The organism is Herbihabitans rhizosphaerae (assembly GCF_004216555.1).
Taxonomy (GTDB): Bacteria; Actinomycetota; Actinomycetes; order Mycobacteriales; family Pseudonocardiaceae; genus Herbihabitans; species Herbihabitans rhizosphaerae.
In genome coordinates, this window is the sequence record NZ_SGWQ01000002.1 from 379513 (window position 1) to 398583 (window position 19071).

Consider the following 19071-nt stretch of genomic DNA (forward strand, 5'->3'; position numbering starts at 1 on the left):
GAGGCGGGGACTTTAGCCCGCTAAAGTACGCAAGTGGCGCTGACAGCGTGGTCGGTGTCAGAAGGGAAACGAGTGAGCGAGATCAGTCGGGTCGGGGTCGTCGGCGCGGGGTTGATGGGGTCCGGAATCGCGGAGGTGTGCGCGCGGGCGGGCCTCGACGTCGTGGTCAACGAGGTGAGCGAACAGGCCGTCGACCGAGGCCGGGCCAGAATCGAGAAGTCACTGGCGCGCGGCGTGAAGAGCGGCAAACTGTCCACGGAGGACAGTGAGGCCGCACTCGGCAGGCTGCGGTTCACCACCGACATCGGTGAGTGCGCCGATCGCCAGTTCGTCGTGGAGGCGGTCGCCGAGGACGAGCGGATCAAGACCGAGGTCTTCGCCGCGCTGGGCAAGGTGGTCACCGATCCGGACGCGATCCTGGCGTCCAACACCTCGTCCATCCCGATCATGAAGCTGGGCATGGCGACCAGCCGCCCGCAGCAGGTGATCGGGGTGCACTTCTTCAACCCGGTCCCGGTACTCAAACTGGTGGAGTTGGTGCCGTCGCTGCTCACCGGCGAGCCGACGCTCGAGCGCGCCAAGGGCTTCGTGGAGGGCGCGCTCGGCAAGCAGGTGGTGCTCAGCCAAGACCGCGCCGGCTTCGTGGTGAACGCGCTGCTGGTGCCGTACCTGCTGTCCGCGATCCGGATGATGGAGTCGGGCTTCGCCTCGGTGGAGGACATCGACAACGGCGTGGTACTCGGGCTCGCGCACCCGATGGGCCCGCTGCGGCTGACCGACCTGATCGGTCTGGACACCACCAAGGCGATCGCCGAGTCGCTGTACGAGGAGTTCAAGGAGCCGCTGTACTCCCCGCCGCCGCTACTGCTGCGCATGGTGGACGCCGGCCTGCTCGGCAAGAAGTCCGGCCGAGGGTTCTACTCCTACGCCTGAGGCGCGAACACCTCCACTGTGGACTGATCGCCGGCGGTCGCGGCGTGCGCGAGCAGGACGGCGCCCGCGGTCCAGGTGGTCCGCTCGCCGTGTGGCCAGAACTCCTGGTCGCGGAACTGGTATCCGGTCCAGTACGAGCCGTCGTGGTGCCGCAGCGATTCGAGGTCGGCGAGCAACTCGTCGGCCCGGCGGTCGCCACGCACGGCCAGCGCGATCGCCAGCTCCGCCGTCTCGCCGCCGGTCACCCAGGGCTCGTGGTGCACGCAGCGCACACCGAGGCCCGGCACCACGAACCGGTTCCAGTCGCCGTCGAGGTGATCGGCGGCGAGCACGCCGGTGAGCACCGGGTAGTACCAGTCCATGGCGTGCGGCTTCGGGGTGAAGTCGGCGGCTCTCGACGCGATCGCTTCGCGCAGACACTTGGCGGCCAGCGTCCATTCAGGACGGTGGAGGCCAAGGAGGTCCGCGATGCGAACGGCGCAGCGCAGCGCGTGTTGGACGCTGCAGTTGCCTGGCACCAAGGTCTCCGGAGTCGTGGTGCCGTCGGCTCGCAACCGCCAGGGCACGGTTCGGTCCGGGCGGCGAACCCGCAGCACGAATTCCATCGCGGCGGACACCGCCGGCCACAATCGTTCGAGAAATGCACTGTCGTGTGTGGACAGTGCGTGATGCAGCACGCCGACCGCGATGTAGGCGGTGAAGTTCGTGTCCTTGGCAAGGTCCGCGACCAGACCTTCCCGGTATTCGGCGTACCACGAGCCGTCCGGGTTCTGCCTCGCGGCGAGCCAGTCGTAGGCGGCCTCCGCCTCAGCGTGTCGGTCGGCGGCGTCGAGCCCCATCGCCGCTTCGATGTGGTTCCACGGATCGGTGATGCCGCCGGGCGTCCACGGGATCGCGCCGTCCGGAAGTTGGCAGGCGGCGATCACGGCCGCGGTGTGATCCGCGTTCACAGTCGCGCGTAGACCACGAAACACTTGCCCAGCACGGGATTCAGCGCCTGCTCGAGCATTCTGACCGGCCATGGATTGCTCATGATGTCCCAGCAGAGGAATTCGTGGTACAGCTCGACGAACCGGCTGTCGGTGGCCGGGGTGCACTTCAGCCACCAGTACGGCGAGTGCAGCGCGTGCGCGTGGTGTGTCCGAAGTGGACGGACACCCGCGTCGCGCAGCAGCGCGAGGAGCTGCCGCCTGCGGTAGATGCGCACATGGCCGCCCTCGACCTGGTGGTACTCGTCGGACAGTGCCCAGCACACGCGCTCCGGCCACCAGCGCGGCACGGTGACCGCCATCAGACCGCCGGGCGCGAGCACCCGCACGGCCTCGGCGATCATGGCACGGTCGTCGGGCACGTGTTCCAACACCTCGGAGATGATCACTCGCTCGAACGTGTCGTCGGCGAAGGGGAGTGCCAGCCCGTCGGCCCGCACGGCCGCCGAGCCCGGCACGGCGGCCAGAGTGTCCCTGGCGTCCTTGAGCACCGCCGCGTCGAGGTCCACCGCGACAACCTGGGCGCCGAACCGCTGAGCGGCCGCCGCGTGCCGGCCGGTGCCGCTGCCGAGATCCAGCACCAGGTTTCCCTTGCCAACGGGGAACTTCGCGAAATCGACGGTCAGCACCTCAGGCCACCTCGGCGGGGACGGCCGACGCGTCGAGCAGGGTGCGGTATCGCGTCACGGTCTTCTCCGCGGTGGCTCGCCAGCTGAAGGACTCCGCGCGGGCGAGCGATGCGGCGGCCAGGCGCGCGCGGGTGGCACTGTCGCGCAGCACCGTGGTCAGCGCACCGGCGAGTACGGCGGGGTTGGCCGGTGGCACGAGGAGTGCCGCGTCGCCGACGACTTCGGGCAACGCGCCGGCCGTGGTCGCGACCAGCGGTGTGCCGCACGTCATCGCCTCGACGGCGGGCAGCGAGAACCCTTCGAACACCGAGGGCACACAGGCGACCTCGGCGCTGGCGAACAGTCCGGCCAACTCATCGCCGGTGAGGCCGTGCACGAAATCCACAGTGGACTCCAGACCGAGGTCCGCGACCAGCTTCGCGGTCGGGCCATCCTCCTTGAGCCTGCCCACCACGACGAGCCGCGCACCGCGCTCGCGCAGCATCGGCATGGCGCGCAACAGATGGTCGAGCCCCTTGAGCGGCTCGTCGGCACTCGCGATCGCGACGATCCGGCCAGGAACGCGATCGACGTCGGGGCGGGGACGGAAGGTCGCACGGTCGGCCGCGAGCGGCGTGACACCGATGCGTTCCGGCGGTACGTCCATGCGGGTGGTGATCTGGTCGCGGGCCGCTCCGGATACGGTGAGCACGGCGGGCAGCCGACGGGCGACCTGGTGCTGCATGCGGACGAAGCGGTACCAGCGCTGGTCGCCGCCGGCCTCGCGAGACAGCTCGGCGTCGATCGCGATGGGGTGATGCACGGTGGCGATCACCGGCAGGCCGAGCGCGCGCACGCCGAGCAGCCCGTAGCCGAGGCACTGGTTGTCGTGCACAACGTCGAACTCGTGTCGCCGTCTCGCCAGGTGCCACAGCGCGCGCAGCGAGAATGCCAGCGGCTCGCCGAACCCGCCGCGCCGCATCGCCGCGAACTCGAGCCAGTCGGGCAGCGCGCGCAGTTCTCGCAATGCCGGCGTGCGGAACGGGTTCGGCTCGGCGAACAGGTCCAGTGACGGCAGCCTGGTGAGCCGTACACCGTTGTCGAGCACCGGGTACGGCGGGCCGGAGATCACCTCCACGGAGTGCCCGAGCGCCGCCAGCTCGCGGCTGAGGTTGCGCACGTAGACGCCCTGCCCTCCGCAGAAAGGCTTGCCACGATAGGAAAGCAGCGCGATTCGTAGCGTCGTCCGTGGGGTCATGCCGGATCACCGGCCGAGTCGCTCGCGTACCTCGCGGGTGCGGGAGTGCCGGGTGCCGAGCACCCGCTCACAGTCGGGGAGGAGTGCTTCGAACAGTGCGGCCGACTCGTCGCGATGCCCGGCGATCTCGGTGAGGTGCGCCAGGTTGAACCGGTAGTCGAGCAGGTCGGGATGGTCATCGGTCAGCACCCGCCGCATGTCGGTGAGTCCAGTTTCGTCCTCGTGAGCTACGAGCACGGGTTTCTGCCGTCCAAAAGTCGATGTTGTCCCGGATGTTGAATGCCAGTTTATGGTTGCTGGCAAGCTCTCTGTCCACATCGGACAGCAGTTGCCGCCACTGGTGGAGGGCAACGCTTACGAAGCCGCACTTCGCTGTCGTCCATGCAAGCAGGTGCCGGTTGTGCAGCGTCTCTTCGTCGGTCGCGCTGAGCGCCGCCGTTGAATCGATGACCAGTTGGGCGAACAACCTCATGGCTTTCCTATGGTCGCCAAGAGCCCCAACTAGGTACGCGATGTTGTTGCGGATGCTCAGAGTCTCTCGATGGCATGGGCTGAGGTGTCGTACCGCGGTTGGCAGCAGTGCCACGAAGGCCTGAATTGCTCGCCTCGGTTCATCTGCCTTGCCGGTCCAGGTGGCGCACCGAGCCTGCGCCTGGATCCCCAGAAGGCTGGTTGGGTGGAAACGAGGGACCCAGTCGGCCCACCGTTCGTAGTTCAATGCCGGTTCGGCGAGTGGCCGGGCCTCTAGGCTGCGCAGCGCTTCCTCCGGCCGTCCGGCCAGCCACAGATGCTCGGCTTCGGTCGCCTCGGCGTATCGGTTTGCCGCCGCTGATGTGGGAGCCAACATTGCGGCAGCGTCAGCGATCGCGGCGTGAACCCGCAGATCGGAGAATCCGCGCAGGGTCGAACTAACGATTTCGTCCGGTGTGCCTGCTGCGCCGCGCGCGACGAGCGGGCCCAGGCTCACCAACATAGTTCGTACGTCTACTTCACTGGGTGAACCGCCGAGGCGTGCGCAGGCGGCTGCGAGCACCGCGATAGGTAATGCTGGCCCGCTGTCAGCGGCGATAAGGACGTCGAGTACCCGTTTCTCGGCTTCACCCAACGCCATCTCGTATTGCTCCTCGTGCATCGCCGGTACGTTGTCGCTGCGGCTTGGCCGTTGTGCACAGCAGCGTCAATGTGGCTGTGATCGACCTGTCAACCAACCCAATGTGCACAGTTGGCTATTTAGCCTACCGGGGGAGGTCGGGGAAAATTCGCCAGTGCAGCGGGGTCAGCACGACATCGCGCGGCGATGGCTCGGTGTCGTCGAAGCGTTCATCGGTGTGTTCGGGAGAAGGCTGTCGGCCCAATGCAGCGAAGTGGCGACGTAAGCTGGGTACCGCGCCTTGAAGGAGCTTGCGCTCCCTGCTTGGCGGTGGAGACGACTGTCCATATACGACTGGATGGTCACAATGAGTCCTCCGGACGGGCATTCGGGTCTCCGCTTGGCCTGCGCACGATCGTGTACGACCGGCTGCGCCCACAACCGCCGAGTGTCCCGCCGTCGCTGGCGCGCTGGGTGAACCTGGCCGACCGGGACGATCTCGTCGCCGCACGGCCGGACCTGACGCGGCTGTTCCCCGGCGCGGACGGCGTGCTGGACAGCGGCTACACCGTGGACAACGGCGCGAAGCCGCACGAGGCGACGTTCTACCTGACCAAGCGTGAGGCGGGTGCCGCGATCGCCGCGGCCATGGGCTGACCCGTACTGCGATTTCAGTACACGAGTGCCGGCAGGCGCATGACGACGTAGCGGGGGCGCGGGGGCGAGCCTTGCCGGGTGGCGAATCTTCTCTCTCGACTGGGCCGCTTGGCGTTTCGGCGACGCTGGTACGTCGTCGCGATCTGGTTGGCCGTACTGGGCGCGATCGGCTTCGCGTCGACCACCGCGTCCGCGCTGCCGGACGACTCCGGCTCCCGACCGGACATCGAGGCGCAGGCGGCGTTCGAGCTTGTACAGCAACGGTTTCCGGGCGACGCGGGCGGCGACCGCGCATCGGCGAAGATCGTGTTCGTCGCGCCGGCGGGGGAGAGGGTCACCGATCCGGACAACCGCGCGGCGATCGAACGGCTCGTCGGCGAGGCGTCGCGGGGAAGCCAAGTGGCCGTCGCGGTGAACCCGTTCCAGGCGCGCGCGGTGAACGCGGCCGCGACGACGGCGTACGCGACCGTCATGTACTCGGTGACGGCCGGCGAACTGACCGACGATGCCCGGCGACACCTGCGGGAGGCCGTGGACCGGGCACGGGCGGCGGGTTTGACGGTCGAGGTCGGCGGACCCGTGCTCGCCGAGAAGGCCGGGATCGGCGGGGTCAGCGAGTTGATCGGCGTCCTGCTCGCCGCGCTGGTCCTGCTGATCACTTTCGGCTCGCTGGTGGCCGCCGGGCTGCCGCTGCTGACCGCACTGCTCGGCGTCGGCGTCAGCATGCTGGCGATCGCCACTCTCGGCAGCGCGTTCGGCATGTCTAGCAACAGCAGCACGTTGGCGATCATGCTGGGACTCGCCGTGGGCATCGACTACGCGCTGTTCGTGGTGTCCCGGTACCGCGAGGAACGGGCCGCCGGGCGCACGCCCGAGGACGCGACGGCGATCGCCGTGGGCTCGGCGGGCTCCTCGGTGGTCTTCGCGGGGCTCACCGTGGTGATCGCGTTGGCCGGCCTCACCGTCCTCGGCATTCCGGCGGCGGGGCAGATGGGCCTGGCCGCGGCGGGAGCCGTCGTGATCGCGGTACTCATCGCGTTGACACTGGTGCCCGCGCTGCTGGGCTTCTGGCCGAACGCCGTACTGGCCCGTCGAATCCGCGGAGGTGCGTCGATCACCACGGGCGGCGGAGGCACCCGGTGGTCGCGGTTCGTGCTGCGGCACCCGGTGGCCGTGCTGGTCGCGTCGGTCACCGGACTGGCGGTGCTCGCGATACCGGCGTTGGACCTCCGCCTCGGTATGCCGGGCGACGAGGCGAAGTCCACCGAGACCACCGAGCGGCGGGCCTACGACGCGCTCGCCGCCGGCTTCGGGCCGGGCTTCAACGGTCCGCTGACGATCGTGGTGGACGCGAAGGGCGCGGGCGATCCGCGGGCGGCGGTGCGCACGGTCTCGGCGAAGATCGCCGGCACACCGGGCGTGGTGTCGGTGTCGCCGCCGCGGTTCAACCCGGACGGTGACACCGCGCTGTTCACCGCGACGCCGTCCACCGCCCCGGCCAGCGAGGAGACCAAGGACCTGGTGCGGCTCATCCGCGACCAGCGGGCCGGCGACACGTTCCTGGTTTCCGGTACCACGGCGGTGAACATCGACGTCGCGCGCAAGGTGCAGGACGCGCTGGTTCCGTACCTGGCGATCGTGCTCGGCCTGGCGTTCCTGCTCCTGTTGGTGGTGTTCCGGTCCTTGCTGGTGCCGCTCAAGGCCGTCGTCGGGTTCCTGCTGTCCGTACTGGCCTCGCTGGGCTGTGTGGTCGCGGTGTTCCAGTGGGGCTGGGCCGCCGACCTGATCGGGCTTGAGCAGACCGGCCCGATCATCAGCATGATGCCGATCGTTCTGGTGGGCATCGTGTTCGGGCTCGCCATGGACTACGAGGTGTTCCTGGTGTCCCGAATGTGTGAGGCGCACAGTCGCGGGGAGCCGGCCCGTCAGGCGATCGTCACCGGCTTCCGGCACAGCGCTCGGGTCGTGGTGGCCGCGGCGCTGATCATGATCGCGGTGTTCGCCGGGTTCGTCGGTGCCGACCTGGCCATGATCAAGATGATCGGCTTCGGCCTGGCCACCGCCGTGTTGTTCGACGCGTTCGTGGTCCGCATGGCGCTCGTGCCGGCCGTCTTGGCGCTGCTCGGCGAGCGGGCCTGGACGCTGCCGCGCGTGACTGCCCGCGCCGGTTCACCGACGATGGACCCATGACAACGATCAGCCGGCGTCCGTACGGCGACGTGGCACTCGTCGCCCTGCTGATCATCGCGGCGTCCGGCCCGGCGGTACTGAACAGCAACCTGTCCGCGACCGACAATCTCAGTTGGCGATCCGCGGTGCCGCTGGCCGTCGCCGGCGCGCTGGCTCTCGTGTGGCGCCGGAGCCATCCGCGTGCCGTGGTCGTGTTCACCGCGGCCTGCGCGTGCACCGCCGGGGCGCTCGGCTATCTGATCACGCCGTTGCTGATCGCCCCGCTGATGGTCGCGCTGTACGAGCTGGCCGTGCGGATTCCGGGCCGGACGACGTACTGGTTCGGTTTCGTGGTCACCGTGGCGACTGTCGTGACGGCACTGACCGGCGACGCCGGCGGCTATCCGTGGTTCCTCACCGTCCTCAATCCGATCCTGTTCCTGCTGTTGCCCGTCCTGCTCGCCCTGGCTACCCGTTTACGCGCCGAGAACGCCGAGCGCAATCGAGAGGAGGAGACCCGTCACCGGGTCGCCGAGGAGCGGGTGCGCATCGCCCGCGAGTTGCACGACGTCGTGGCGCACCACCTCGCGCTGGCCAACGCACAGGCGGGCACGGCCGCCTACCTGGCGCGCACCCGGCCCGAGCAGGTGCAGCCGATCCTGACCGAGTTGACCGGCACGACGTCCGCCGCGCTGCGCGAGTTGAAGGCGACAGTCGGCCTGCTGCGACAGCCCGATGACCCGGGCTCTCCGTTGGAGCCGATGCCGGGGCTCGACCGGTTGCCGGACCTCACCGCCGGGTTCGCCGCCGCCGGACTGGACGTGGAGATCACCGTCGAGGGGGAGCGCCGGCCGCTGTCGTCGGGCGTGGACCTGACCGCGTACCGGATCGTGCAGGAGGCGTTGACCAACGTCACCAAGCACGCCGACACGTGCACGGCGCGCGTGCTGCTGCACTACGACCACGATCGGTTGACGATCACGGTCACCAACGACGGCGCACCCACGAATTCGCGCGGTGGCAAGGGATTCGGCCTGATCGGGATGCGCGAGCGCGCCCATTCGGCGGGCGGCAGCTTCCACGCCGGCGCGCGGCCGAGCGGCGGATTCACCGTCACCACGGAGTTGCCGGCCAAGGTGGACTCATGACGATTCGCGTTCTGCTCGCCGACGATCAGGCTTTGCTGCGCACCACGTTCCGGATGCTCATCGAGGCCAACCAGGACATGGAGGTGGTGGGCGAGGCGGCCGACGGCGACGAGGCGGTCGCGCTGACCCGCACTCACCGGCCCACCGTCGTGCTCATGGACATCCGCATGCCTGGCGCCAACGGCCTGGACGCGACCGCGGCAATCTGCGCCGACTCGGGCCTGTCGGCGACGCGCGTGCTGATCCTCACCACGTTCGAGACCGACGAGTACGTCGCCACGGCCCTGCGTGCGGGCGCCAGCGGGTTCCTCGGCAAGGACGTCTCGGCTGACGCGCTCCTGGACGGCATCCGCACGATCGCGGCCGGCGACGCGCTGCTGTCACCGGCCGCCACCCGAAGCCTGATCACCCGATTCCTCGCCACTCGTGAACCTGACCCGGCACCGCTGGAGCTGTTGACCGCCAGGGAACGCGAGGTGATGGTGCTCGCCGCGGAGGGCAGATCCAATGCCGAGATCGCTGACGAGTTGATCGTGAGCCCGCTGACCGTGCGTACTCATATTCAGCGCGCCATGACCAAGCTGCACGCGCGCGATCGCGCACAGTTGGTCGTGATCGCGTACCAGACCGGTTTGGTACGCCCGTAGAGCACAATGACGGGCGTGACAGAGAAGATCACGTCCGTCGATCCGGACAGCGAACCCGCCCGCGCGATGCTGGACGCGCTGTGGGGCGAGATCCAGCGGCGCTACGGGTTCACCGCGCCCAACCCGATGGGCGCGGACCTGTTCGCCGAGCCGCCCGGCCGCTTCTGGCTCGCCACGGTCGACGACATACCCGTCGGCAGCGTCGGGATCACCGCCCACACGGAGACGGCGCTCGAACTCGACGCGATGTACGTGACCCCCGAGGTTCGCGGCACCGGGACGGCTCAGCGCCTGCTCGCCGCCGCCGAGGAGTACGCGTCGAGCTTGGGCTATCAGGCGATCCGTCTGCGGACGGGTGAACCGCAGCCCGAGTCAGTGCGGTTCTACGAGAAGGCGGGGTACCGCCGCATTCCGCGCTTCGGCAAGTGGCTGGAGGACGACACGGCCTGGTGCTTCGAGAAGGCGCTCAGCACGCCCGCAGAAACCGGCTGACCATCGACGGCGCACCGGCAGGGTGCACGTGCAGGTAGGACGCGTGCACCTGGCCGGACACGAATCCCTCGGCTGATTCGCCACGCCAGGCCCACGCGGCGGGCAGGTGGCCGCGGCCGTGCACCACGGTCCGGTGGAACTCGTGCCCGGTGGCTCGTGCGCCCGTCTCGGCGAGCACGGAGTCGTTCAGCGCCACCGCGTCCCGGTACCCGAGGGTCAGCCGAGGCGTCATCTCCGCCGCCACGTCCAGCACCCCGCACATCGGTACACCGTCCACAGTGGACGCCAGGTACAGCAGGCCGCCGCATTCCGCGTGGACCGGTACACCACGGCTGACGGCCGCCGCCACCGCTGAACGTATCGCGGTATTCGCCGACAGTTCCGCTGCGTGCTGTTCGGGGAACCCGCCGGGCAGAACAAGCCCGGCCGTCCCGTCCGGCAGCGCCTCGTCCCGCAGCGGGTCGAAGACCACCACTTCGGCACCCGCCGCGGCCAGCAGCTCGACGTGCTCGGCATACCCGAAGGTGAACGCCGGTCCACCCGCCACGGCGACAACCCGTTGTCCCACAACGGATTCCACCTCGTCACGCGGCGACCACGCCTCGCCGGATAGCGCTGGGGCCGTCCGCGCGACCGACATCACCGCGTCCAGATCCACCGACGACGCCACCACCTCGGCCATCCGTGCGACGGCTGCCCGCGCCGATCCGCCGTGCTCCTCGGCGGTGACCAGACCGAGGTGCCGCGACGGCACGGCCAGCGACGATTCTCGCCGCAGCACGCCAAACACGTCCAGCCCGACCTCCACGCACGCGTCGCGCAACACTTCTTCGTGCCGGTCCGAGCCGACCTGGTTGAGGATCACGCCGGCCAGCCGCACCTCCGGCCGGTACGTGCGGAACCCGTGCAGCAGCGCGGCGATGCTGCTGCTCTGCCCGCGCGCGTCCACCACGAGCAGCACCGGCGCGTCGAGCAGCCCGGCGACGTGCGCCGTCGAGCCGAAGCCGTCGGTGCCGATCCGACCGTCGAACAGGCCCATCACGCCTTCGACCACGGCGACCGACGCGCCGGCCGCGCCGTGCCGGAACAGTGGCGGAATCCGTTCCACACCAACGAGAACCGGATCCAGGTTGCGCCCGGTTATGCCGCACGCCAGCCCGTGATACCCCGGATCGATGTAGTCCGGCCCGACCTTGAACGGCGCCACGCGTTCGCCGCGCCGGCGCAGCGCGGCCATCAGCCCGGTGGCCACGGTGGTCTTGCCGCTGCCCGATCCGGGAGCCGCGATGACCACCCGTGCTACCACTCGATGCCTCGCTGGCCCTTGGCGCCGTCGTCCATCGGGTGCTTGATCTTCGTCATCTCGGCGACCAGGTCCGCGGCGTCCACAAGGGACGGTGGCGCGTCCCGGCCGGTGATCACCACGTGCTGGTGGCCGGGCCGGTCGCGCAGGGTGCTGATCACCTCGTCGGTGTCGATCCAGCCCCATTTCAACGGATAGGTGAACTCGTCGAGCACGTACAGCGTGTGCCGCTCGTCGGCGAGCCGCCGCTGGATCTCGCGCCAGCCCTCCAGTGCGTCCGCGGCGTGATCGTCCTGGCTGCCCTGCTTGCGCGACCACGACCAGCCGGAGCCCATCTTGTGCCACTCGATCGGCCCGCCTTGGCCGGTCGAGTCGTGCAGCTCACCGAGCGCGGTGAACGCCGCCTCCTCGCCGACCTTCCACTTCGCCGACTTGACGAACTGGAACACGCCGATCGACCAACCCTGGTTCCACCCGCGCAGCGCCAGCCCGAACGCGGCCGTCGACTTGCCCTTCATCTGTCCGGTGTGGACGATCAACAGCGGCCGGTTGCGGCGCTGTCTGGTGGTCAGCCCGTCGTCCGGCACGGCCTCCGGTTTACCTTGTGGCACAACGATTTCCTCTCACGCTGCCCGCCGCGCGGCGTGCACCACACCGGCCACCCGGTCGGCGGACAGCTCGTCCAGCCGCACGCACGCGCCGTCCATCACCGATGCCAGCCGGTCGGCAAGGCCCAGCCGCACCGGTCCGCGCTCGCAGTCCACGACAACGGACGCGACACCGTCCGCCGCGAGCAGGGCGGCGGCGCGCTCGGCGTCGGCGACCGGATCGCCGCCGCGTGACGCCGCGACGGTGGCCCGCCCGTCGGTGACCACCACGAGCAGTGGCCGGCGGCGGGGATCGCGCAGGCGTTCCAGCGACAGCGTGTGGTGCGCCTTCAACAGTCCGGCGGCCAGCGGCGTGCGCCCGCCGGACGGCAGCCGGCGCAGCCGCGTCACCGCGATGTCCACCGACGACGTGGGCGGCAGGGCCAGTTCGGCGTCGCCGCCGCGGAAGGTGATCAGCCCGACCTTGTCCCGCCGCTCATAGGCGTCGCGCAGCAGCGAGATCACGCCACCGGTGACGGCCGCCATCCGCTTGCGCGCGGCCATCGAGCCGGACGCGTCGACGGCGAACAGCACGAGATTGCTCTCCCGGCCCTCGCGCACGGCCCGCCGCACGTCGCCGCCGCGCAGCAGCATTCCGGGGCCGGTGCGTCCGCGCGCGACCTGATGAGGTGCGGCGGCGGACAGCGTGCCGACCAGGTGCAACCCGGAACCGTCCACTGAGGACGGTCGAACGACGCGGCCGGAGTCGGTCCGCGACTTGGACCGCTTGCCCGGCGCCCCCCGGCCGGTTCCCGGGAGCCGCAGCAAGCGCGCGCGGAACGCCGGATCCGGCTCCACAGCGGGGTTTTCGGGTGCCTGACCGTTCCCACTCTGACCGTCCGACGCGGACGGTGGGGCCTCGGCGGGACCGTCCTGGGGCGCACCTCCGTCGCCGCCACCGTCCGGCGGTGGCTCGTCGTCCGGCTCCTCGCGGGCGTCGTCCAGCGCCTCTCGCAGTTGCTCGTCGGGGATGCCCGGCGCGTCGAACGGATCGCGCCGACGCCGGTGCGGGAGCGCCAGCCGTGCGGCCACCTCGACGTCCACTTCGGACACCGCGTCCGCGTTCCGCCAGGCCGCGTGCGCCACCGCCGTGCGCGCCAGGACCAGGTCGGCTCGCATGCCGTCCACATCGAACGACGCGCACACGGACGCGATCCGCCGCAGCTCGGCGTCCGGCAGATCCACAGTGGACAGTCGAGCGCGCGCACCGGAGATCTGGTCGGCCAGTGCCACGTCGTCGGCCAGCCAGCGCGCGACGAACTCGGATGGCGACGCCTCGAAGTTCAGCCGCCGCCTGATCACCTCGGTCCTGGTGTCCACGTCCCGCGCGGCCCGCACCTCGACGGTCAGCCCGAACCGGTCGAGCAACTGCGGGCGCAGCTCGCCCTCCTCGGGGTTCATCGTGCCGACGAGCAGGAACGTGGACGCGTGCGAGACGGAGATACCTTCGCGCTCGATGTACGCGCGTCCCATCGCCGCCGCGTCGAGCAGCAGGTCGACCAGGTGGTCGTGCAGCAGGTTGACCTCGTCCACGTACAGCACGCCTCGGTGCGCGGCGGCCAGCAGGCCGGGCTGGTACGCCCGCACGCCCTCGTTCAGCGCGCGCTCCAGGTCGAGTGAACCGACCAGCCGGTCCTCGGTCGCGCCGACCGGCAGCTCCACGAGCCGCGCGTCGCGGGTCACGGCCGCCGCGTCGTGCGGCTCGTCCGGGCAGGTCGGATCGGGTGCCGAGGGATCGCAACTGAACCGGCAGTGCTCGACCGCCTCGACCTGGGGGAGCAGGGCCGCGAGACCACGCACGATGGTCGACTTCGCGGTGCCCTTCTCGCCGCGAACGAGCACGCCCCCGATGCCGGGGTGCACGGCGTTGAGCAACAGGGCCAGCCGGAGATCGTCGTGCCCGACGACGGCGGAGAACGGGTAACTCGCGGTCATCCGCGGTCCTTCCTCGGGTGTCCACGCCCGATCCAGAAATCACACACCAGGGCCGAGTGTCTGGCTCCCGGAGGCGCACCTCCGGTCACAGTGGCGGGACCGCGCCGGACTCGCACCGGCTTCCTCGCACACCCTGGTGTCGGTCAGTTGTCACCTCGGATCGTGTCAGACGAGACACGAGAACTCCAAGTGTCGTGGGTTACCGTGCATCGTCATGAGCAGGGTGTACGTCGTCGGTATCGGGGCCGATGGTTGGGCGAGCCTGTCCGCCGACACGCGTGAGCTGCTGTCCGACGCGGATCTGGTGATCGGCGGCACTCGTCACCTTGACCTGCTCCCGGAGGTGCGCGCCGAGCGGGTGACACTGCCGTCGCCGCTGCTGCCGGCGCTCCGTGAGGTGCTGGGTTCTCGCGGCGACCGGCTCGTGTGCGTGCTGGCCAGTGGCGATCCGATGTTCTACGGGATCGGCCGCACGATCGTGGACTTGCTTGGGCCGGATGACGTGATCATCGTGCCGAACATCTCGTCGCTCGCGCTGGCCTGTGCGCAGTTGCGCTGGCCGGTCGAAGACGTCGAGGTGATCAGCGCGGTCGCGCGGCGGCCGGAGCGGCTGCGGGCGGCGCTGCATCCTGGGCGGCGGCTGCTGGTGCTCAGCGAGGGCGCGCGCACGCCGGCGATCGTGGCGCAGCTGCTCACCACGGCGGGCTACGGCGACAGCGAGATCTCCATCCTGAACGATCTCGGGGCCGAACGGCAGGGCGGCGATGTCGGGCGGGCGCGCACGTGGAAGGACGTCGGGCAGGTGAGTGCGCTCAATGTCGTTGCGGTGCAGTGTGTTCCGGACCGGGACACTGTCCCGTTGGGACGGTCGCCGGGGCTACCGGACGAGGTGTACGACTCCGACGGGCAGCTCACCAAGCGTGAGGTGCGCGCGGTGACGCTGGCGCACTTGCGACCCGGTCCGGGTGAGCTGCTGTGGGACGTCGGCGCCGGTTCGGGCAGCATCGGAATCGAGTGGATGCGGCACCATCCGACGGCTCGGGCGATCGCGGTGGAGTCGGCAGAGAACCGCGTCAAACGGATCGTGGCGAACGCGATGTCCCTTGGTGTGCCAGGAATTCAGGTAATCGAGGGGCGTGCGCCGGAGGCGTTGGACGGGCTCGATCGGCCGCACGCGGTGTTCATCGGCGGCGGGCTCACCGGCTGTGGTGTGGTCGAGGCGTGCTGGGCGGCGCTGCGTCCCGGCGGGCGGCTTGTCGCCACTGCGGTGACCGTCGAATCGGAGACGGCGCTCGCGTCGTGGCACGCTGAACTCGGTGGTGATCTTGTTCGGCTGGCGGTCAGTCGTGCTGAACCGCTCGGCTCGTTCACCACCTGGCGGCCGATGCTGCCCGTGACACAGTGGACCGTGAGGAAGGAATCGACAGAATGACCGTGCACTTCGTCGGAGCCGGGCCGGGTGCCGCGGACCTGATCACCGTCCGCGGGCAGCGGCTGATCGCCTCGGCGCGCGTCTGCCTGTACGCGGGAAGCCTTGTGCCGCAAGAGCTTCTGGCGCAGTGCCCATCGGACGCGGTGCTGGTGGACACGGCTGATCTCACGCTGGACGAGATCGTTGGGCACATGCGGGAGGCGCACGACGCCGGCCACGATGTGGTGCGCTTGCATTCCGGTGACCCGTCGGTGTTCAGCGCGGTGGCTGAGCAGGCGCGGCGGCTCGACGCGCTCTCCATTCCGTACGACATCGTGCCCGGTGTGCCGGCTTTCGCGGCGGCGGCGGCTTCGTTGCGGCGTGAGTTGACGGTGCCGGGTGTGGGGCAGACTGTGGTGCTCACGCGGACGTCGGCGCGCGCGACGCCGATGCCGGACGGCGAGGACTTGGGCACGTTGGGGGCGAGCCGCGCGACGATGGTGTTGCACTTGGCCGTGCAGCGCATTGATCAGGTGGTCGCTGATCTGGTCGGCAACTACGGCTCGGACTGCCCGGTCGCGGTGGTGGCGTACGCGTCGCGGGCGGACGAGATCATTCTGCGGGGGACTCTCGCCGATATCGCGGCGCAGGTGCACGCGGCCGGCGTGAAGCGCACGGCGGTGATCATCGTGGGGAGGGTGCTGAACGCCGAGGGCTTCTGTGACAGCCATCTGTACTCAGTGGCACGGGAACGTCAGTCTCGTTGAGGCGCTTGGCCGACGATCGTGCCGGCGCGGTCGATCACCACGATGTCGACGTGCACCGGGGTGCCGGTGAGCACTCGCAGCGCGGTCTCTCTCGCGCGCTCGGCGACGGCGTCTCCGAGTGGCACGCCGTCCACTTGGGACAGTTGGAGTGCTTCGAGTGCGGTGTTGCCGGCTGCGATCGCTGCGGCCAGTCGTTCCGTGCCGCCGGCGTTGCGAGCCACGTCGGCGAGGAAGATCAAGTCCACTGTGGACCGTCCGCTGTGGAGGTCGAGGTGACCGTTGGCCAGCTTGGAGAGTTTGCCGAAGCCGCCGGCGATGGTGAGGCGGTCGACGGGGTGGCGTTTCAGGTACTTGAGTACCGCGCCGGCGAAGTCGCCCATGTCGAGGAGCGCGTCTTCGGGCAGGCCGTACAGCTCGGTGACGGTCCGCTCGGACGTGCTGCCGGTGCAGCCGGCGACGTGCGTGTACCCGGCGGCGCGTGCCACGTCGATGCCGCGACGGATGCTGTCGATCCAGGCCGAGCAGGAGTACGGCACCACGATTCCGGTGGTGCCGAGGATGGACAGGCCGCCGAGGATGCCGAGCCGTGGGTTCCAGGTGTGCTTGGCGATCTCTTCGCCGTTGTCCACGGAGAGGGTGACCACGACGTCGCCGGTGCCGCCGTGTTTGCTGTCCACTGTGGACACGGCGTCGCGGATCATTTGGCGTGGCACGGGGTTGATGGCGGGCTCACCGACTGGGAGTGGCAGGCCGGCTTTGGTGATCGTGCCGACACCGGGGCCGGCTCGGAAGATCACTCCGCTGCCGGGTTCTCCGTGTTGGACAGTCGACTTGATCAGTGCGCCGTGGGTGACGTCGGGGTCGTCGCCGGCGTCCTTGATCACTCCGGCCATGGCGGTGTCGTCCGTCAGGTTCTCCACGGCGAGGGCGAAGGACGGCGTTTGGCCTTTCGGCAGGGTGATCGTCACCGGGTCGGGGAACTCGCCGGTGAGCAGGGCGGTGTAGGCGGCGGTGGTCGCCGCCGTCGCACAGGCGCCGGTCGTCCAGCCGTAGCGCAGTTCGCCCATGCTCGTAGTTTGCATTGTCGCTGGTGGCGGTCGTGAGCGGGTACGTGCTGGTGCTGGGTGGGACGGCGGAGGCGCGTTCTCTTGCGGCCGCGCTGGTTGATCGGGGTGTGCGGGTGGTGTCGTCGCTGGCTGGGCGGGTGAGGGCGCCTCGGTTGCCGGTGGGGGAGGTGCGCGTCGGTGGTTTCGGCGGCGTGGACGGCTTGCGCGCGTGGCTGGCGCGCGAGGGGGTCGACGCGGTGGTGGACGCGACGCACCCGTTCGCCGAGCGGATCAGTTGGTCGGCGGCGGAGGCGTGTGCGGCTGAGGGGGTGCCGTTGTTGGTGCTTCGGCGTCCTGGGTGGACGGCTCGGGACGGCGACGACTGGCACTGGGTGTCCACTGTGGACTCTGCGGCGGCGGTGCTTCCGGGGTACGGGTCGCGGGTGTTTCTGACTACTGGGCGGCAGGGGCTCTCGGCGTTCGCTTCGCTGGACTTGTGGTTTCTCGTGCGGACGGTGGATGAGCCGAAACCGCCTGTGCCACAACGGATGCGGCTGCTTCTTGATCGTGGGCCGTACACGGTGGAGGGGGAACTGGGGCTCATGCGGGAGCATGGGATCGACGTGCTGGTGAGCAAGGACAGCGGGGGCCGGCTGACGGTCGCCAAGCTTGACGCTGCTCGGGAGTTGGGTCTTCCTGTGGTGATGGTGCGGCGGCCGGCTGTTCCTGATGTGGGGCGTGTCGGGTCGGTTGACGGCGTGCTGGCTTGGCTGATCGAGGGTGGGGTGCTTCGGTTTTCTTAGGCGCAATTTCTGACGTTTGGCTGCCGCGCCGGTCGCCCTCTCGTGGTTGTTCTCCGTGGGGGTGTCAGGGCGACCGGCTTGCCAACGGGAAGAGGGCGCGCTGATCACGGGCGTACGTGTGTCTGCAATCTGAACCCGCGCTGCGAACGGCACAACCTGTGCAAGGAGCGCCCCGGCTGGCACGTCGAACAACCAGAACCCGATCTGGTGATCACGACCAGCCCGCAGAACCGGGAAACCCATCTGGGAACACCCGCATGCCAACATTCGAGCACTGCATGTGATCGATGGGAGTGGGGATGAGCAGCGGGCAGGGCGTACCGTTCCGCAGGCGACGGCTGGGCAAGAAGCTCCGTGAGATGCGGGAAGCGGCCGGCAAGACCTTGGAGGAGGCCGGCGCGTACCTCGACATGAGCAGAAGCGCGCTGCAGCGATGGGAAAGTGGCGAGACGCGGCCGAACATCAACGTCGTGCGCTCGATGATGGACCTCTACGACTGCCGCCCGGAAGGCCTCCTGGACGAGGTACGCGCGGTGCGGGAGAAGGCTTGGTATGAGGATTTTGGCATCGAAGGCCTCGGTGGGTCATACATCGATGCCGAGACCGAGTCGGACGCGGTGCATGAGCTGACCTTGCAGTTCGTGCCAGGCTTGCTGCAGACCGAGGGCTACATGCGGGCGCTCTTTGCCGCCGGCTTCCCGCCGATGACCCAAGGGGAGATCGACAAGCAGACCAAGGTTCGGCTGATCCGCCAGGAGCGCCTCCTCAGCGTGCAACGTCCGCTGGAGTTGATCGCGATCGTCGCCGAACTGGCGCTGCACCTCCCGGTTGGTGGACCCGACGTGATGGGGGCGCAGCTTCGCCGCATCGTCGAGATGACCAAGCTGCCCACCGTGACCGTGCAGGTCATTCCACGAGCGCGTGGTGCACATGGCGGCATGCGGGCGGACTTCACCTTGCTGCACTTCCCGTACCCCGACTACCCGGAGATGTTGTATTCGCCGTTCGTCAACGGAGCCAAGCGTGACGAGAAGTACGAGCGGCTGCAGGACGTTAGACTGCTGTTCGACCAGCTTCGCAGTGAGGCGCTGGACCCAGCCGGGTCCGCCGAGCTGATCGAGCGGTTGGCTGGTGATCTGTACGGCTCGTGATGATGGAGGCGACCGGA

At 69.4% G+C, this 19071-nt stretch carries 19 protein-coding genes and 1 riboswitch; of the genes, 10 read left to right on the forward strand and 9 right to left on the reverse strand.

What is annotated here, in order from left to right; all coding sequences use genetic code 11:
- Positions 1 to 72: 72 nt before the first annotated feature.
- The gene (locus EV193_RS07360; protein WP_130343241.1) at positions 73 to 933 is read left to right on the forward strand and encodes a 3-hydroxybutyryl-CoA dehydrogenase; all 861 of its coding nucleotides are present in this window, start codon (positions 73 to 75) and stop codon (positions 931 to 933) included.
- Here EV193_RS07360 and EV193_RS07365 read toward each other — a convergent pair.
- The 5 genes from EV193_RS07365 to EV193_RS07385 are packed head-to-tail and all read right to left on the reverse strand — an operon-like array spanning position 924 to position 4920.
- Positions 924 to 1883, reverse strand: coding sequence for a prenyltransferase/squalene oxidase repeat-containing protein (locus tag EV193_RS07365; protein ID WP_130343242.1), 960 nt, complete (start codon positions 1881 to 1883; stop codon positions 924 to 926). The two genes, EV193_RS07360 and EV193_RS07365, sit on opposite strands and share 10 nt — an antisense overlap.
- Entirely contained in the window at positions 1880 to 2551 is a 672-nt protein-coding gene (locus tag EV193_RS07370) for a class I SAM-dependent methyltransferase (RefSeq protein WP_130343243.1), read from the reverse strand. The genes EV193_RS07365 and EV193_RS07370 overlap by 4 nt, the downstream gene beginning before the upstream one ends.
- 1 nt (position 2552) lies before the next feature.
- Positions 2553 to 3788, reverse strand: a complete 1236-nt coding sequence (locus tag EV193_RS07375; protein ID WP_130343244.1) for a glycosyltransferase family 4 protein — start codon at positions 3786 to 3788, stop codon at positions 2553 to 2555.
- 6 nt (positions 3789 to 3794) lie between these two features.
- A complete protein-coding gene (locus EV193_RS07380) occupies positions 3795 to 3986 on the reverse strand; it encodes a tetratricopeptide repeat-containing protein (protein ID WP_130343245.1) in 192 nt (63 codons plus the stop codon).
- Positions 3964 to 4920, reverse strand: coding sequence for a hypothetical protein (locus tag EV193_RS07385; RefSeq protein ID WP_130343246.1), 957 nt, complete (start codon positions 4918 to 4920; stop codon positions 3964 to 3966). Before EV193_RS07385 ends, EV193_RS07380 begins: the two co-directional genes overlap by 23 nt.
- A gap of 282 nt (positions 4921 to 5202) precedes the next feature.
- Between EV193_RS07385 and EV193_RS07390 the strand changes: the two genes are divergently transcribed.
- From EV193_RS07390 to EV193_RS07410, 5 genes are all read left to right on the forward strand, one after another.
- A complete protein-coding gene (locus EV193_RS07390; RefSeq protein WP_242613196.1) occupies positions 5203 to 5535 on the forward strand; it encodes a hypothetical protein in 333 nt (110 codons plus the stop codon).
- A gap of 108 nt (positions 5536 to 5643) precedes the next feature.
- A complete protein-coding gene (locus EV193_RS07395; RefSeq protein WP_242613197.1) occupies positions 5644 to 7725 on the forward strand; it encodes an MMPL family transporter in 2082 nt (693 codons plus the stop codon).
- On the forward strand, positions 7722 to 8852 hold the full coding sequence (locus tag EV193_RS07400) for a sensor histidine kinase (protein WP_130343248.1): 1131 nt from the start codon (positions 7722 to 7724) through the stop codon (positions 8850 to 8852). The genes EV193_RS07395 and EV193_RS07400 overlap by 4 nt, the downstream gene beginning before the upstream one ends.
- A complete protein-coding gene (locus EV193_RS07405; RefSeq protein ID WP_130343249.1) occupies positions 8849 to 9499 on the forward strand; it encodes a response regulator in 651 nt (216 codons plus the stop codon). Before EV193_RS07400 ends, EV193_RS07405 begins: the two co-directional genes overlap by 4 nt.
- Before the next feature lie 15 nt (positions 9500 to 9514).
- Positions 9515 to 9991 (forward strand): GNAT family N-acetyltransferase, encoded by a 477-nt coding sequence (locus EV193_RS07410; protein ID WP_207222542.1) that lies wholly within the window; start codon positions 9515 to 9517, stop codon positions 9989 to 9991.
- Here EV193_RS07410 and EV193_RS07415 read toward each other — a convergent pair.
- Genes EV193_RS07415 through EV193_RS07420 form a run of 3 tightly spaced genes read right to left on the reverse strand, consistent with a single transcriptional unit; the run spans position 9966 to position 13876 of the window.
- The gene (locus tag EV193_RS07415; protein ID WP_242613198.1) at positions 9966 to 11297 is read right to left on the reverse strand and encodes a cobyrinic acid a,c-diamide synthase CobB; all 1332 of its coding nucleotides are present in this window, start codon (positions 11295 to 11297) and stop codon (positions 9966 to 9968) included. The genes EV193_RS07410 and EV193_RS07415 overlap by 26 nt on opposite strands.
- Entirely contained in the window at positions 11291 to 11905 is a 615-nt protein-coding gene (gene cobO, locus EV193_RS33970) for a cob(I)yrinic acid a,c-diamide adenosyltransferase (RefSeq protein WP_242613199.1), read from the reverse strand. The genes EV193_RS07415 and cobO overlap by 7 nt, the downstream gene beginning before the upstream one ends.
- Positions 11906 to 11917: 12 nt before the next feature.
- On the reverse strand, positions 11918 to 13876 hold the full coding sequence (locus EV193_RS07420) for a magnesium chelatase subunit D family protein (RefSeq protein WP_130343252.1): 1959 nt from the start codon (positions 13874 to 13876) through the stop codon (positions 11918 to 11920).
- Between the two features lie 33 nt (positions 13877 to 13909).
- A riboswitch (cobalamin riboswitch) is annotated at positions 13910 to 14027 on the reverse strand.
- A 63-nt stretch (positions 14028 to 14090) separates the two neighbouring features.
- Between EV193_RS07420 and cbiE the strand changes: the two genes are divergently transcribed.
- Together cbiE and cobM are read left to right on the forward strand one after the other, a co-directional pair.
- Complete coding sequence (cbiE, locus tag EV193_RS07425; protein WP_130343253.1) at positions 14091 to 15308, forward strand: precorrin-6y C5,15-methyltransferase (decarboxylating) subunit CbiE; 1218 nt, start codon at positions 14091 to 14093, stop codon at positions 15306 to 15308.
- A complete protein-coding gene (cobM, locus tag EV193_RS07430; RefSeq protein WP_130343254.1) occupies positions 15305 to 16054 on the forward strand; it encodes a precorrin-4 C(11)-methyltransferase in 750 nt (249 codons plus the stop codon). The genes cbiE and cobM overlap by 4 nt, the downstream gene beginning before the upstream one ends.
- On the opposite strand, the gene EV193_RS07435 is transcribed toward cobM, so the two are convergent.
- Positions 16042 to 17121, reverse strand: a complete 1080-nt coding sequence (locus EV193_RS07435) for a cobalt-precorrin-5B (C(1))-methyltransferase (protein ID WP_207222543.1) — start codon at positions 17119 to 17121, stop codon at positions 16042 to 16044. The genes cobM and EV193_RS07435 overlap by 13 nt on opposite strands.
- 14 nt (positions 17122 to 17135) lie before the next feature.
- On the opposite strand from EV193_RS07435, the gene EV193_RS07440 reads away from it, so the two are divergent.
- Together EV193_RS07440 and EV193_RS07445 are read left to right on the forward strand one after the other, a co-directional pair.
- Positions 17136 to 17903: a cobalt-precorrin-6A reductase gene (locus EV193_RS07440; protein WP_479723860.1), complete on the forward strand. Its 768-nt coding sequence runs from the start codon at positions 17136 to 17138 to the stop codon at positions 17901 to 17903.
- 299 nt (positions 17904 to 18202) lie between these two features.
- Entirely contained in the window at positions 18203 to 19054 is an 852-nt protein-coding gene (locus EV193_RS07445) for a helix-turn-helix domain-containing protein (RefSeq protein ID WP_165401276.1), read from the forward strand.
- Positions 19055 to 19071: the final 17 nt, after the last annotated feature.

Bases quoted from the DNA above. Each gene is read 5' to 3' on its own strand.
- EV193_RS07435 (WP_207222543.1), bottom strand. From the start codon at position 17,121: ATGGGCGAACTGCGCTACGGCTGGACGACCGGCGCCTGTGCGACGGCG.
- cbiE (WP_130343253.1), top strand. From the start codon at position 14,091: ATGAGCAGGGTGTACGTCGTCGGTATCGGGGCCGATGGTTGGGCGAGC.
- EV193_RS07400 (WP_130343248.1), top strand. From the start codon at position 7,722: ATGACAACGATCAGCCGGCGTCCGTACGGCGACGTGGCACTCGTCGCC.
- EV193_RS07405 (WP_130343249.1), top strand. From the start codon at position 8,849: ATGACGATTCGCGTTCTGCTCGCCGACGATCAGGCTTTGCTGCGCACC.
- EV193_RS07445 (WP_165401276.1), top strand. From the start codon at position 18,203: ATGAGCAGCGGGCAGGGCGTACCGTTCCGCAGGCGACGGCTGGGCAAG.
- EV193_RS07380 (WP_130343245.1), bottom strand. From the start codon at position 3,986: ATGCGGCGGGTGCTGACCGATGACCATCCCGACCTGCTCGACTACCGG.
- cobM (WP_130343254.1), top strand. From the start codon at position 15,305: ATGACCGTGCACTTCGTCGGAGCCGGGCCGGGTGCCGCGGACCTGATC.
- EV193_RS07375 (WP_130343244.1), bottom strand. From the start codon at position 3,788: ATGACCCCACGGACGACGCTACGAATCGCGCTGCTTTCCTATCGTGGC.
- EV193_RS07420 (WP_130343252.1), bottom strand. From the start codon at position 13,876: ATGACCGCGAGTTACCCGTTCTCCGCCGTCGTCGGGCACGACGATCTC.
- EV193_RS07385 (WP_130343246.1), bottom strand. From the start codon at position 4,920: ATGCACGAGGAGCAATACGAGATGGCGTTGGGTGAAGCCGAGAAACGG.